This window comes from Rhodopila sp., from assembly GCF_965277825.1.
Taxonomy (GTDB): Bacteria; Pseudomonadota; Alphaproteobacteria; order Acetobacterales; family Acetobacteraceae; genus Rhodopila.
The window spans coordinates 2,737,021-2,750,590 of the sequence record NZ_OZ255846.1 but is presented as its reverse complement, the minus strand read 5'-3'; the positions used below and the strand labels follow the sequence as shown (position 1 = coordinate 2,750,590).

The window sequence follows — 13,570 nt, the reverse complement described above, 5'->3', positions numbered from 1 at the left end:
CTCAGGACGCAGTGGTGCGTTACGGCATGTAAGCCTGCCTCGCTGTTGGGCGCCGAGGTCAAGCCCCGCAGCCGCGCAGCGGGGCGTCGCAGACGCCGGGCTTGAGGTCGGCGACCGACGGCGGGATCATGGGTTCGGCCGGTTCTCGGCGATCGGCCCTGGGAGAGCCGTAGTTGCCGCATCGACCTGTGACGGTGGGTGAGGCGCGGACTTTGGCATGATGCCGCCCTTCCTCTTGTCGCGCAGCCGGTAGCTGTCGCCGCCAATCTGCACGACGGTCGCGTGATGCATCAGTCGATCGAGCATGGCGGCCGTCAGCACGGCATCCCCGGCAAGTGCCTGATCCCAACTGCCAAAGGTCAGGTTCGAGGTCAGCACGATCGACCCGCGCTCATACCGTTTGGCGACCACCTGGAACAGCAGGTTCGCCTGATCGCGCGACAGCGGAAGGTAGCCAATCTCGTCGATGATCAGCAGCCGATACATCGAGACGGCCCGATGCAAGGCTTCCTTTAACCGACCTTGGCGCTGCGCGGTTTCCAGCAACAGCACCAGATCGGCCGCCGGCATGAACCGCGTCTTGATCCCAGCCTGTGTCGCCAGGTACCCCAGGCTGATGGCGATATGGGTTTTGCCGACCCCCGATGGTCCCAGCAGGATCACGTTCTCCGCGCGATCGATGAAGCCCAGTCCTGCCAGGTGCTGGATCTGCTGCTTCGGCGCACCGACCGCAAACGCGAAGTCGAACTGGTCCAGTGTCTTGATCGCCGGGAAGCCTGCAACCCGCGACAGCATCGTCCGCGCCCGGGCCCGGCGGGTCTCCAACTCTCCGCGCAGCACCGTCTCCAGGAAGTCGGTGAAGGATGCCTCGGTCGCGGCCGCGGTCTGCGCCGCGGCGGCGTAGCTCAGCGCAACCCCGCTCAGCCGCAGGTCCAGGCAAAGTTGGGTCAGCCGCTCGTGCTGGAGATTCACCGAACCGCCTGCGCGGCCAGGAGAGCCTCATAGACGCTGAGCGGATGCTGGATCGTGATGGTCTCCAAAGGCTGTCTGATCGACACAACAGGCGCCGAGCGGGGTACATCGCCCTGCCACGGACCCGCCAGCGGCAAAAGCCTTTCCAGTTCCTCCGCAAGCAGCTCCGCCGGAGCCCGCCCGGTCGTGCCGTGCAGCCGCACATTTGCCGTGTCGCGCAGCCACTTGCGGCCTTCGATGTTGGCCGTCGCGGCATCGACCTTGACGCCGAGCGGACGCAACCGGCTGTCCAGCGGCACCCAGAAGCTGTGGCGTAAGTATCGGATGAAACGTTCGACCTTGCCTTTGGTCTGCGCCCGGTACGGGCGGCACAGTCGGGGCAGGAAACCATGGTGATGGGCGAAGTCGCGGAACCCCGGTTGCAGCCGATGCTTGCCCGGACCATACGCATCCCGGCCGATCACGACCGTGCGCATGTTGTCGTACAGCACCTCGTGCGGCGTGCCGCCGAAGAATGCGAACGCCGCCTCGTGGCAGGCGATCAGCGTCTCCAGCCGCTCGTCGGTGACGAACTGCACGTAGGCCATCCGGCTGTGACCCAACACCGCGACAAACACCGACAGCGGATCCGCGCCGCGGCGCATGACCGCCCAGTCGACCTGCATCTGCCGACCTGGCTCGGTCTCGAACCGAACAACCAGGTCGGGAACCGCCACGGGCCGCAAGGATGCCAGATGCTCACGCAGGATGGTGATCCCGCCGGTGTAGCCACGCAGCCTCAATTCGCTCAGCAGCACGATGCCAGGAACCCGATCCGGATCTGCAGCCGCCATGCGCTCCGACAAAAACACCTTGTGGGCGTCAAGCTTCCCCTCAACCGCTGGACGCGCCGTGTAGCCCGGGTCCTCCGTCGATTTGAGATAACGCTTCACTGTGTTGCGTGACACGCCGGTACGGCGGGCAATCTCCCGCACGCTCAAGCCCTGCCGCTTCAAAATCCGGATCTCCATCGCGCTCTCCGCCAGAACCACAGGTCCCTCCGGCAAAGCGCACCACACTAAACACATGGGTCAGTTTTCAACCGGCGGGGTGGGTCAGTTTTCCAGCGGTGGCAACACGGCGGCCCACCGATCTCAGGAGGTCCGCGTGCGGGATTGTGTCGAAATACTTCGACAAGTCGGCGTCGACGACGTCGGTATAACCCCGGCATAGCAGCCGGTGCGTCTCCTTGACGGCATCGATCGCGCTCCGACGCGGCCGATAGCCGTAGGCACCATCCTCGAAATCCGCCTCGAAGACCGGCTCCAGCACGATCTTGGCCGCGGCCTGAACCACCCGGTCCCGGATCGTCGGGATGCCGAGCGGCCGTTCGCCGCCACCGGGCTTTGGGATCATCACCCGCCGCACCGGATCAGGCCGGTAGGTCTTCGAGACGAGGTCCTCACGCAAGCTCGCCAGCCACCCCTCCAAACCCGCCGCCTCGATCTGCCCGAAGGTCATCCCGTCCACGCCTGGCGCACCCGCATTGGCGTGGGTGAGCGTATAGGCGCGCAGAAGGATATCCGCACGGCAGATCTTGTCGTAGAGGATGTAGAAGCGGAAAGCGGGCTCCGCCTTCGCCTTGCGGTACAGCTTTCTCTGAAGGCTCCTGATCTTATCGGGTGTTTCGAGGCTCATCGCCAATCACCCCCACTTCGCCAACTTCGAAAGCACACCAGAAGTCAGGGTCCTTTCCTCTGCCGGCGTTACCCGGCTTCGACGGTCATACGACCCTGTCCGACACCCGTCCGATCCACCGCTCCGAAGCGGTGTTGAAGCCGCGACCTCCGACCCGGACGGGTCTCCCTCGATTACCCGCATCACCATTCCAACGTGCTGTGTCCAATACCCCGGCAGACCAGACAGGTGCGTGTGTCGATTGCTTCCCTGTCCGCGCGGCCTTCCCCGAGCAAAAGGCGGGTCGGCGTCTGCATCGACTCTTTCGAGGCCTGCTCGAACTTCACTCACGTTACGGCCCGTTGGATCGCTCGGCCGCCCAGGGCGGCCTTTGTCACGAGGCTTCGACGAGACCAGTTGCCCAGCCGCGCCGCTCGTCAGCTTCCGGATCAATCGACAACTCTCCGGATGGAACCTTCCTCCATAGATGATGCGCGCCTTCGAGGCGCACTCTTGCCTGCGTCGTAGCCATGCGGATCGATGCAGGCCCCCCTTTTTCAGCGCTTTTGACGCTTTGACTGTCGATCACCGCGGCGGTCGGGCTGGCTGTTCGATCAGCCAGTTCCCGGCATCGCCCATAGAGCGTGTGGTGGATGCTTTGTAGCGTTCCGTCGTACGCCCAGCGGTCGAGATAATCATGGATCGTGCTGCGCGGCGGCAGATCCTTGGGGATGTCGCGCCATTGGCAACCAGTGCCCAGGATATACATCAGGCCGTTGACGATTTCCCGCACATCCACCGTGCGTTTGTTGCCGCCCCGTTTGGCGGGAGGTATCAACGAAGCGACTTCGGCCCATTCCCGGTCGGTCAGATCATGGGTGTATCGCAAGCCCTTACGGTCATGCTGGCGGCGTGTCTCTGGGGTCCACATCAGGCACCTCGTAAATCGGTGCCACGCATAGAGTCATAGCCGATTCGAGCCGGTCAACCACCCGCAGACCTAAACGATTTGCGTGACTCGCATTGTTCTCGGACGGACACTTACATTTGGTGTATATTGCCATTATTTACTTTAGTGATCGAGCTTTCGTCCATCGGAGGTTTTAACTGGGATGCGGGCAGTGATCGAAAAAACGCGCAAAGCACGATGTCAGCCAGGTTAAAGCCGAGCAGATGTTTTTCAATGATCCGCTAATGCTGGCGGTTGACGTGCGGCATGGACAAATGGAAACACGCTTCCACGCCTTGGGACCAACAGACGATGGCCGCCGGTTGCACGTTACTTTCACGCTGCGCGACCGGGACCGGCTGATCAGGGTGATCTCGGCCCGGGACATGCATCGTACGGAACGATTGCGTTATGACAAGACCTAAGCGGGTCCCGGCGTTCGCCAACGAGGCCGAGGAACGCCGTTTCTGGGAAATCCATGATTCGACGGACTACGTCGACTGGAGCACGGCGGAGCGGGTTCGCATGGCCAACCTAGAGCCTAGCACGTCGGCGATTTCTCTGCGCTTGCCATTGCCGCTGCTGGAACGGATCAAGATCGCTGCAAATAAGCAGGACGTTCCGTATCAGTCTTTGATCAAGATTTGGCTGGCGGAAAAAGCGGCGAAACCCTGAGCCGCCTACCGGATCGGGTCATGCACGGTGACCAGCTTGGTGCCATCCGGGAAAGTTGCCTCTACCTGCACATCGTGGATCATTTCCGCAATTCCCGGCATCACCTGCTCCCGTGTCAGCACTTTTGCGCCGGCTTGCATTAGGTCGGCGACGCTGCGCCCGTCGCGTGCGGCTTCGACGACGAAGTCGGTGATCAGCGCCACCGCCTCGGGATGGTTCAGCTTGACACCGCGGTCCAGTCGGCGACGGGCCACAATCGCTGCCATCGAAATCAGCAGTTTGTCCTTCTCTCTTGGGGTCAGGTTCATCCGGGCAACCTCTTCATTCGATCAGCAGAACCATACCCGCGGCAACGGGCGATCATCGCGCAGCGTTGCCAGCACGGCAATCACCGTCGCTCGTACCGAGGCACTGTCGGCCCCGAGGATGCGGGCGACTAGCATGGCGTTCCAGACGCTGGTCGCGGCGTCGGCCGCGCCCAACGCCGCGCGCACGGCATCCAGTCTGGCAGCCGCATCGGGCGCTGCGTAGATCAGGGTGGCCGACGCCACCGCCCCCGCCCCAATCGCGGTGCGGCGCAGCAGTTCGTCGATCGGACCGTCGATCCGTACCGCGTCATGCAACAGCAGTTCGCCGCTTCGCTTCAGCCGAACCAGGTCGCGCAGCCAGCCCTGTTGCACTCGTTCGCCCATCGCGGTGCGCCCGAACACCACCGTTTCGACGCCGAGGAAGCGGGCGTTGTCGGCGAGATCGATTTCAAGCCGGCGGTCGAGTGCACTGCGATCGAACAGGATTGTTTCCTGCGGCAACCATTCCAGCGCCGCGTCCGCTTCCACCGTCAATCGCGTCCGTACCTGGGACGGCGCATCCGCGACGAGCGCGCGGTAGAACCGATCGGCGGACTGCGCCGACAGCGTGGCCTGACAACCCGGGGCAACGTCGACCGACACATCCAGCCGGTCTCCGCCGGCCACGCCGCCGCCGGTGTTCAGCATCACCATGTCGATCCAGCCGGGGGTGACGCGGCGCGGAAACCTGGCTTTCAGGCAGCCGACCTGGCGCAGGTCCTGCAGCACCGTCTCGGCGCCGAAACGCTTGAACGCGACGTGCAATTCGCCGACCGCGCGCTGCAGCAAGGTCACCTCAGACGGACAGCCGCCGTCGAACATCTGCCTCGTCCAGGTCTTCTCGCCGGCCCGCCAGGACTATGTCGCCGCGATCCATCACCACCATGGTCTGCGCCAGTTCTTGGGCGAATTCGAAATACTGTTCCACCAGCAGGATGGCCATATCGCCGCGGCCGCGCAACAGCGCGATCACCCGCCCGATGTCCTTGATGATGCTTGGCTGGATGCCCTCGGTCGGTTCGTCCAGCACGATCAATCGAGGCTTCATGACCAGCGCCCGAGCGATCGAGAGTTGCTGTTGCTGACCGCCGGAGAGGTCGCCGCCGCGGCGCCGCAGCATGGTCTTCAGAACCGGAAACAGGTCGAATATCTCATCCGGCAGTTTGCGCTGGCTGCGCGACAGAACGGCAAAGCCGGTCTCGAGATTTTCGCGCACCGTCAGCAGGGGAAACACGTCGCGTCCCTGCGGCACCCAGGCAATCCCGCGCTTGGCCCGTTCGTACATCGGCAGGCGGGAAATCTCCTCACCCTGCCAGCGGATCGACCCGGCCGAGATCGGGTGCGCGCCGACGATGGCTCGCAACGTCGAGGTCTTGCCGACACCATTGCGTCCCAGCAGGCAGGTCACCGCTCCGACATCGACGCGGATCGAGACCTGCCGCAGCGCGATTGCCGCGCCATAGTGCAGATCGACTTTCTCCACTTCCAGCATCAGCGGCCCAAGTACACTTCGATGACCTTCGGATCGTCGCTGACGGCGTCGATCGAGCCTTCGGACAGCACCGAGCCTTCGTGCAACACTGTGACCTTCACACCCAAGGCGCGCACGAACGCCATATCGTGCTCGACCACAACCACGCTGCGCGTCCGATTGATCTCGCGCAGCAACACCGCGGTCTGCTCGGTTTCGGCGTCGGTCATGCCGGCTACCGGTTCGTCCACCAACAGCAGTTGCGGTTCCTGTGCCAGCAGCATGCCGATCTCCAGCCACTGCTTCTGGCCGTGCGACAGATCGGCGCCTCGCCGGAAGCGATGGTCCTGCAGCCGGGTGGTCTCCAATATCGTTTCGATCCGGCGTTTTTCATCGGGGGTCTCGCGCGCGAACAGCATGAACCTGGTGCCGCGATCACCCGCCAGTGCGAGCAGCAGATTGTCCCATACGGTTTGCGGTTCGAACACTGTCGGCTTCTGGAACTTGCGGCCGATGCCCAGCGATGCGATCGCCGGTTCGTCCAGTCGGGTCAGGTCGGTTCCGCGCGAGAACACCACCTTGCCGCTGTCGGGGCGGGTCTTGCCGGTGATCACGTCCATCATCGTGGTTTTCCCGGCGCCGTTTGGGCCGATCACTGCGCGCATCTCGCCCTCGCTCAGTACTAGCGAAAGTGCATTGAGCGCGCGAAATCCATCGAACGTGACCGTGACGCCATCGAGATAAAGCAGCGTGTCGGCGGTGTCACTCACCCGGTCACCTCGTGCGCTGCCGCGACGGCCGGCGCCTCGGGTTCGGGTTCCTTGGGCGCGCGGGCGCGGAACAGGCCCATCACGCCGCGCGGCAGGAACAGCGTGACGAAGATGAACATCGCACCGAGCGCGTAGAGCCAGATCTCCGGCAGCGCGCTGGTGAACCAGGTCTTGCCGAAGTTCACCAGGATGGCGCCGAGGATGGCGCCGACCAGAGTGCCGCGGCCGCCGACCGCGACCCAGATCACGGCCTCGATCGAATTGCCGGGGGCGAATTCGCTGGGGTTGATGATGCCGACCTGCGGCACGTAGAGAGCGCCGCCGATCCCCGCCATCACCGCCGACAGCACCCACACCACGAGCTTGTAGGATTCCGGGCGGTAGCCGAGGAACCGGGTGCGGCTTTCGGTATCGCGCACCGCGATCAGGATTTTGCCGAAGCGCGAGTCGACGATAAAGCGCGCGAGCAGCAGCTGCGCGCACAAGACCACGGCCGAGATCACCAGCAACGCCGAGCGGGTGGCGTCGGCCTGCACGTTGAACCCTAGGATGTCCTTGAAATCGGTCATCCCGTTGTTGCCGCCGAATCCCATGTCGTTGCGAAAAAATGCCAGCAGCAGAGCGTAGGTCAGCGCCTGGGTGATGATCGACAGGTAAACGCCGGTGACCCTGGAGCGGAACGCCAGCCAGCCGAACACCCCGGCCAGCAGCGCCGGCACAAGCAGGGCCATCAGGATGGCGAAGCCGAACCATTCGAAGCCGTGCCAGTACCAGGGCAAGTGCTTCCAGCCGAGGAACACCATGAAGTCGGGCAGCATTGCGTTGCCGTAGACCCCCCGGGTTCCGATCTGGCGCATCAGATACATGCCCATGGCGTAGCCGCCCAAGGCGAAGAACGCCGCATGACCCAGGGACAGAATGCCAGCGAAGCCCCAGACCAGATCGATAGCCAGTGCCAACATGGCAAAGCAGAGATATTTTCCGGCCAAAGCGATCACGTAGGTTGACACATGCAGGCCCGAGGAAGCCGCGGTCAGTTGGTTGGAGAGGGCCAACAGCAGGGCCACGCCGATGACCGCGACCAGAGTGATGGAGGTGGAGCGATCGAGCTTCACGCCTCCACCGCTCGGCCTTTCAGGGGGAACATGCCGCGCGGGTTTCGTTGCACAAAGAGGATAAGCAGCACCAGCACGACGATCTTGGCCAGCACCGCCCCGGCGATCGGTTCGAGGAACTTGTTGACGATGCCCAAAGTCAGCGCCCCCAATGTGGTGCCCCACAGGTTGCCGACCCCGCCGAACACCACCACCATGAAACTGTCGATGATGTAGCCTTGGCCCAGATTGGGTGACACGTTGTCGATCTGGGAGAGTGCCACGCCGGCGATGCCGGCCACGCCCGAACCGAGGCCGAAGGTCAGCGCATCGATCCACGGCGTGCGGATGCCCATCGCCGCGGCCATTCGGCGGTTCTGGGTGACGGCGCGCATGCGCAGCCCGAGCGGGGTGTAGCGCAGCGCCGCCATCAGGGCGGCGATCACCAGGAAGGCGAACAGAATGATGTAGACCCGATTATAGGTCAGCGTCAGGCCGCCGAGTTGGAACGCGCCGCTCATCCAGCCCGGCGTATCGACCTGGCGATTGTTGGCGCCAAACAACGAACGCACTACTTGCTGCATTACCAGGGATAGACCCCAGGTCGCCAGCAGCGTTTCCAGCGGGCGGCCGTAGAGCCAGCGGATCAGGCTGCGCTCGACCGCGACGCCGATACCGCCCGAGACCAGGAAGGCCATCGGCACCGCGATCAGCAGACTGAATGCGTAGAGCGACGGCAGATAGGCATGCATCAGCTGCTGCACGACGAAGGTCACGTAGGCGCCGATCATCACCATTTCGCCGTGCGCCATGTTGATGACGCCCATCACGCCGAAGGTGATCGCCAGTCCGGCGGCGGCCAGAAGCAGCACCGAACCCAGGCTGATGCCGTAATAGACGCTTTCCGCCAGGCTCCAGATCTGCAGGATGCGATCGATCGAGATCACGGCGGCGGCGGCGGCGGTGGCGACCGGGCCGGACTGGCCGGCGAGTGCCGCCAACTGGCTGCGGGCGTCCTGATCGCCGCGCGCCCGAAGCGTCGTCACAGCGGCGAGTTTATCACTTTGGCTGGCATTGGGCGCGGACAGCAGCGCGGCGGCCTGTGCCTGCTGCATGCGTCGCCTGACCTCGGGGTTGGTTTCCTTGGCCAATGCCTTGTCCAAGGCCGGCAGGGCGGCGGGGTCGTGCGAGGTGAACACCGCCGAGGCGGCATGCAGCCGGGTCGGCGCATCCGGGGCGAACAGTTGCAGCACGCCCAGCGCCTCGTCGATGGCGCCGCGCACGGCGTTATTGACCCGGACTGGTTTCACATCGTCATCGCTGACGTCCGGCGCCGGGGCTCCGGTGCGGGCGTCGGTATACTTGCCGTCGGGCTGCTGAATGAACAGCGCGCGATCGTCGCGGGCATACAGCAGGCCGTCATGCAGCGCACCGATCACCGCGGCGGCACGCGGATCACCCGATATCGCGAGTTGCTCGACACCGCGGCGTACCGACTCAAACGCTGCGGGAGATATCGTCAGGGCCGATCCGGCGAGTTCGCTGTAGGCGTCTTCGTCGCCGGCCTGGGCGCGCGCCGGCGGCGTGGGCAGAACCACGACAGCCAGAGCCACGACTATCAGCAAGAGCCATGCTGCGATCAGCCAACGCATCGCGCATCCTTCAGCAAAAAAGAATGGGGGCGGCCGGGAGGAAACGGCCGCCCCCTTCGGGCAATCAGGCGATCATGCCTTCTTGCCCGCGGTGCACGTGCCGGTCTTCACGTTGAACGCACCGCATTTCAATGGCGCACGCCAGTCGCCGATCAGGTCCTTGGTATCTTCGACGTAGGGCGACCATTCCTGGGCCACGGCGAGGCCCGGCGTCTCGGAAACGATGTTGAACTGGCCGTCGGGCTGGATCTCGCCGATCAGCACCGGCTTGGTAATGTGATGGTTCGGCATCAACGCCGAGTAACCGCCGGACAGATTGGGCACGGACACACCGATCAGCGCCTCGATAACCGCGTCGGGATTGGTGGTGCCAGCCTTCTGCACGCCCTTCACCCACATGTTGAAGCCGATGTAGTGTGCCTCCATCGGGTCATTGGTGGTACGTTTCGGGTTCTTGGTGAAGGCTTTCCACTCCTTGATGAATGCCTTGTTTTCGCGGGTATCGACGCTCTCGAAGTAGTTCCAGGCTGCCAGGTGGCCGAGCAGCGGTTTGGTATCGACGCCGGCGAGTTCTTCTTCACCGACGCTGAACGCCACCACCGGAATGTCGGTGGCCTTGATTCCCTGGTTACCGAGTTCCTTGTAGAAAGGTACGTTGGCATCGCCGTTGATGGTCGACACCACCGCGGTCTTCTTGCCGGCGGAGCCGAATTGCTTGATCGATGAAACGATGTTCTGCCAGTCGGACTGACCGAACGGCGTGTAGTTGATCATGATGTCGGTTGGCGCGACACCCTTCAACTTCAGGTAGGCTTCCAGGATCTGGTTGGTGGTGCGCGGATAGACGTAATCGGTGCCGGCGAGTACCCAGCGCTTCACGTTGTTTTCCTGCATCAGGTAATCCACCGCCGGGATCGCCTGCTGGTTCGGAGCCGCGCCGGTATAGAATACGTTACGGCTACACTCCTGGCCCTCGTATTGCACCGGGTAGAACAGGATGCCGTTGAGTTCCTCGAAAACCGGCAGCACGGATTTGCGCGACACCGAGGTCCAGCAGCCGAATACAGCTGCGACCTTGTCAACCGATAGAAGCTGGCGGGCCTTTTCCGCGAACAGTGGCCAGTTGGACGCCGGATCGACCACCACGGGCTCCAGCTTCTTGCCGAGCAGGCCGCCTTTCTTGTTCTGCTGATCGATCAGCATCAGCATGACGTCCTTCAGCGTGGTCTCGCTGATGGCCATGGTGCCGGACAGCGAATGCAGGATGCCGACCTTGATGGTGCCGCCGGTGGGTTGCGGCTGCGCCTGGGACGTTGCGGGTTTGGCGGTGCCGACCGCGGCCAGCGTTGCCGCGGCCACTCCGAGACGGCCGAGACCGCGTCGAGATAGAAAGGGTTCGTCCAATGACATCAGTGACTGTCCCGCGCCTGTTGTTGTTTCGGTTTGTTGTTCCCCGTCTTGATGGACGGCTAAGACTTCCATGCAATCAATGTGCCAACGGCAGGGGGCTGGCCGATGGCTTTGCCCTGCCTCGGTGTCGGGCAGGCCTGGCGGTCCGGCTCGATCTGGAATACATCCGGGATCTGCAGGGTTCTGACGAGAAACGAAGTTAGGGCGGTGCCCGGGTTGGGAGAGCCTTGGCGCGCAATAATCCGATCCGAATTACTTGAATGCCCAGAAATTCGGCATCGTTGAGATCGGCGAATTGCCCACGGCTTGGGCGACGGCTGCGGAGGCGCGGTTTTGGCGCGTGTGGGGAAACCGATTTAGGCTGATCGATCGAAGACCAGACCCGAAGATCATAGCCTGGGGGAACGATGACCAAGATCATCATTGCCGATAACCCGCTGAACGAGGTCAGCGTCGCGCGCGAGTTGCTGCCAGCCAATCTGGACACGGTGGTCGCTCGGCATGGCAGCGCCGAATTCAACGCGGCCTTGGCCGACGCCGTCTGCCTGGTCGGCTTCGGCGACGGTACCATGGACGACGCGTTCTACCGATCCGCCCCGAAACTGAAGCTGGTTCAATTGCTGTCGGCCGGCTACGACCGATGCGACATTGAAGCCGCGCGACGCGCCGGCGTGCCGATCTGCAGCAATGGCGGTGCCAACTCCACCGCGGTGTCGGAACACGCGATCCTGCTGATGCTGGCGGTGTGCCGTCGCCTCGTCTGGCAGCATACCAACGTCGCCGCCGGCCGCTGGCGCGGTAACAATGTGGACGACGTCAAGCTGTATGAATTGAAGAACCGCACGCTGGGCATCATCGGGCTCGGCACTATCGGCAAGAAGACCGCGCGCCTCGCCCAGGCGTTCGGCATGGCTGTGCAGTACTACGACGTCGTCCGACTGACCGAGGACCAGGCAGATGGACTCGGCGTCCGCTTCGCGTTGTTCGAGGAGGTGTTGCGCACCTCGGATGTGGTGTCGCTGCACGTGCCGCTGAGCAAGCCGACCCGGCACATGATGGGCGCGGCACAGTTCAAGATGATGAAGCCGTCTGCCTATCTGGTGAACACCTGCCGCGGCCCGGTGGTGGACGAACCGGCGCTGATCGAGGCGTTGTCGGCTGGCACAATCGCCGGCGCCGGGCTGGATGTGTTCGACAGCGAGCCGCCGCCGCCGAACAACCCGCTGTTCACGCTGCCGAATGTGGTGTTGACGGCGCATCTCGCCGGCCCGACCTGGGACAACCAGTATACCAGGTTCCGCAACGCGTTCGACAACTGCCAACGCGTGGTTCGTGGTGACAAGCCGCTGTGGGTCATTCCTGAATTGCGGGACTAATCGACGGCCGATCCGGCTTCGTCTCCGGCATCGCCAGCCAGACCGCGAGGAATCCGACCGCGCCGACCGCGGCCAGCACCATGAAAGCCGTCTCCATGCCGGCGCTATCGGCGATTCCGCCCGATATGGTCGTGCTGGCGGCCGCACCGAGGTACATCGCCAATCCCAGAACCCCTATGCACAGGTTGAAGTGCGAGGTGCCAATCGTCAGGTCGGCCGCCAGCAAAGGCAGCAGCACGCCGAACACCGCGGCGCTGACACCGCTGATCGCCTGTCCCATCACCAGCGGCCAGGAACCTGGCAGAACCGCGAGCAGCAGTCCGCGCAGCGGCAGTGCTCCCCAACCCAGCAGCAGCAGACGCCTGCGCCCGACGGTCTCGGCCATGCGTCCCACCCACGGCGACATCAGCGCGACGATCGCCTGCGGCACGACGATGCAGGCGGCGATGATCAGGTTGGCGAAATGGCCTGCCCGCATGGTCACCTCGGCGCCGGCCAACGGCAGCATGGCGGCGTTGGACAGATGGAACAGCATCACGCAGGTGGCGAAAATCAGCAGCCGCCGATCGACCAGCAACCGCTTCAGGCCGGCTAGATCCATCACCCGGCTGGTGGTCTGCGCCCTGGCATGCTCTCCGGCGCCGATCGACCATAACGCGGCCAGCGCCGGCACGCACAGCGCGGCGGTCAGCAGGAACACGAACCGGGAGGAAAAATACGCTCCGGTTGCGCCCATGACGGCGGCGGCCAGGCCATTGCCGATCGAGGCATAACGGGCGTTGCGGCCAAGCCGCTCGCCCAGAGCGGCGTAGCCGACGGTATGCAGGCTGATCGCCGCGATCGCCGGTGTCATGACGCAACTGGCAAAGCCGTGCAGCATCTGCGCCACCAGCACCGGCAGTTGCTGCGGCCGCACCGCCAATAACAGGGCGGCGGCGATGATGCCGACCAGCGCCCCGCTGGCGGCGATCCGCTTGTTGCGCATCGCATCCACCAACACACCGGCCGGAAGCTGGCTGATGAGCGAGGTCATGGTGCCCAGCGTCAGGGCGTAGCCGATGTCGATCTGGGTCCATTTATTGGTGGTCAGATAGACCGCGACGAACGGACCAAACCCGGTTTGCACATCGGCGACGAAAAAATTGACCAGGTCGAGGGCTCGGTTCGCTCCCGGTCGTCGCAGAGCGAGGCGCGGCAT

At 63.8% G+C, this 13,570-nt stretch carries 13 protein-coding genes and 2 pseudogenes; 3 read left to right on the top strand and 12 right to left on the bottom strand.

From position 1 onward, the window contains the following. Positions 1-126: 126 nt before the first annotated feature. From istB to ACQY4T_RS13590, 4 genes and pseudogenes are all read right to left on the bottom strand, one after another. On the bottom strand, positions 127-972 hold the full coding sequence (istB, locus tag ACQY4T_RS13605; RefSeq protein ID WP_428531136.1) for an IS21-like element helper ATPase IstB: 846 nt from the start codon (positions 970-972) through the stop codon (positions 127-129). Further along, positions 969-2,003 carry an IS21 family transposase gene (gene istA, locus ACQY4T_RS13600; RefSeq protein WP_428531133.1) on the bottom strand — a complete coding sequence of 345 codons (1,035 nt, stop codon included), beginning with the start codon at positions 2,001-2,003 and terminating at the stop codon, positions 969-971. Before istA ends, istB begins: the two co-directional genes overlap by 4 nt. 46 nt (positions 2,004-2,049) lie before the next feature. Continuing rightward, positions 2,050-2,649 (bottom strand): reverse transcriptase domain-containing protein, encoded by a 600-nt coding sequence (locus ACQY4T_RS13595; RefSeq protein WP_428542864.1) that lies wholly within the window; start codon positions 2,647-2,649, stop codon positions 2,050-2,052. A gap of 491 nt (positions 2,650-3,140) precedes the next feature. Further along, a pseudogene (locus tag ACQY4T_RS13590) lies at positions 3,141-3,559 on the bottom strand (IS5 family transposase); the annotation flags it as partial. Positions 3,560-3,771: 212 nt separating this feature from the next. Here ACQY4T_RS13590 and ACQY4T_RS13585 point away from each other — a divergent pair. Both ACQY4T_RS13585 and ACQY4T_RS13580 read left to right on the top strand, forming a co-directional pair. Further along, a pseudogene (locus tag ACQY4T_RS13585) lies at positions 3,772-4,002 on the top strand (BrnT family toxin); the annotation flags it as partial. After that, positions 3,989-4,252: a BrnA antitoxin family protein gene (locus ACQY4T_RS13580; RefSeq protein ID WP_428531130.1), complete on the top strand. Its 264-nt coding sequence runs from the start codon at positions 3,989-3,991 to the stop codon at positions 4,250-4,252. The pseudogene ACQY4T_RS13585 and the gene ACQY4T_RS13580, both read left to right, overlap by 14 nt. A gap of 5 nt (positions 4,253-4,257) precedes the next feature. On the opposite strand, the gene ACQY4T_RS13575 is transcribed toward ACQY4T_RS13580, so the two are convergent. The 7 genes from ACQY4T_RS13575 to urtA all read right to left on the bottom strand — a co-directional run bounded on the left by ACQY4T_RS13575 (position 4,258) and on the right by urtA (position 10,996). Then, entirely contained in the window at positions 4,258-4,560 is a 303-nt protein-coding gene (locus ACQY4T_RS13575) for an urease subunit gamma (protein ID WP_428531127.1), read from the bottom strand. 21 nt (positions 4,561-4,581) lie between these two features. Further along, the gene (locus tag ACQY4T_RS13570; protein ID WP_428531124.1) at positions 4,582-5,421 is read right to left on the bottom strand and encodes an urease accessory protein UreD; all 840 of its coding nucleotides are present in this window, start codon (positions 5,419-5,421) and stop codon (positions 4,582-4,584) included. Further along, positions 5,396-6,091 (bottom strand): urea ABC transporter ATP-binding subunit UrtE, encoded by a 696-nt coding sequence (urtE, locus tag ACQY4T_RS13565; protein WP_428531121.1) that lies wholly within the window; start codon positions 6,089-6,091, stop codon positions 5,396-5,398. Before urtE ends, ACQY4T_RS13570 begins: the two co-directional genes overlap by 26 nt. Beyond that, complete coding sequence (urtD, locus tag ACQY4T_RS13560) at positions 6,091-6,840, bottom strand: urea ABC transporter ATP-binding protein UrtD (RefSeq protein ID WP_428531118.1); 750 nt, start codon at positions 6,838-6,840, stop codon at positions 6,091-6,093. Before urtD ends, urtE begins: the two co-directional genes overlap by 1 nt. After that, complete coding sequence (urtC, locus tag ACQY4T_RS13555; RefSeq protein ID WP_428531115.1) at positions 6,837-7,955, bottom strand: urea ABC transporter permease subunit UrtC; 1,119 nt, start codon at positions 7,953-7,955, stop codon at positions 6,837-6,839. Before urtC ends, urtD begins: the two co-directional genes overlap by 4 nt. Continuing rightward, on the bottom strand, positions 7,952-9,586 hold the full coding sequence (gene urtB / locus ACQY4T_RS13550) for an urea ABC transporter permease subunit UrtB (RefSeq protein ID WP_428531112.1): 1,635 nt from the start codon (positions 9,584-9,586) through the stop codon (positions 7,952-7,954). The genes urtC and urtB overlap by 4 nt, the downstream gene beginning before the upstream one ends. A gap of 72 nt (positions 9,587-9,658) precedes the next feature. After that, positions 9,659-10,996, bottom strand: a complete 1,338-nt coding sequence (gene urtA, locus ACQY4T_RS13545) for an urea ABC transporter substrate-binding protein (protein ID WP_428531109.1) — start codon at positions 10,994-10,996, stop codon at positions 9,659-9,661. Positions 10,997-11,403: 407 nt separating this feature from the next. On the opposite strand from urtA, the gene ACQY4T_RS13540 reads away from it, so the two are divergent. Continuing rightward, complete coding sequence (locus ACQY4T_RS13540; RefSeq protein ID WP_428531106.1) at positions 11,404-12,372, top strand: NAD(P)-dependent oxidoreductase; 969 nt, start codon at positions 11,404-11,406, stop codon at positions 12,370-12,372. On the opposite strand, the gene ACQY4T_RS13535 is transcribed toward ACQY4T_RS13540, so the two are convergent. Next, positions 12,350-13,570 (bottom strand): MFS transporter, encoded by a 1,221-nt coding sequence (locus ACQY4T_RS13535; RefSeq protein WP_428531103.1) that lies wholly within the window; start codon positions 13,568-13,570, stop codon positions 12,350-12,352. The genes ACQY4T_RS13540 and ACQY4T_RS13535 overlap by 23 nt on opposite strands.

Excerpts from the sequence above, each read along its gene's own strand:
- ACQY4T_RS13535 (WP_428531103.1), bottom strand. The coding sequence starts at position 13,570 with ATGCCGCGCCTCGCTCTGCGACGACCGGGAGCGAACCGAGCCCTCGAC.
- urtE (WP_428531121.1), bottom strand. The coding sequence starts at position 6,091 with ATGCTGGAAGTGGAGAAAGTCGATCTGCACTATGGCGCGGCAATCGCG.
- urtA (WP_428531109.1), bottom strand. The coding sequence starts at position 10,996 with ATGTCATTGGACGAACCCTTTCTATCTCGACGCGGTCTCGGCCGTCTC.
- ACQY4T_RS13580 (WP_428531130.1), top strand. The coding sequence starts at position 3,989 with ATGACAAGACCTAAGCGGGTCCCGGCGTTCGCCAACGAGGCCGAGGAA.
- ACQY4T_RS13575 (WP_428531127.1), bottom strand. The coding sequence starts at position 4,560 with ATGAACCTGACCCCAAGAGAGAAGGACAAACTGCTGATTTCGATGGCA.
- ACQY4T_RS13595 (WP_428542864.1), bottom strand. The coding sequence starts at position 2,649 with ATGAGCCTCGAAACACCCGATAAGATCAGGAGCCTTCAGAGAAAGCTG.
- ACQY4T_RS13540 (WP_428531106.1), top strand. The coding sequence starts at position 11,404 with ATGACCAAGATCATCATTGCCGATAACCCGCTGAACGAGGTCAGCGTC.
- ACQY4T_RS13570 (WP_428531124.1), bottom strand. The coding sequence starts at position 5,421 with ATGTTCGACGGCGGCTGTCCGTCTGAGGTGACCTTGCTGCAGCGCGCG.
- urtB (WP_428531112.1), bottom strand. The coding sequence starts at position 9,586 with ATGCGTTGGCTGATCGCAGCATGGCTCTTGCTGATAGTCGTGGCTCTG.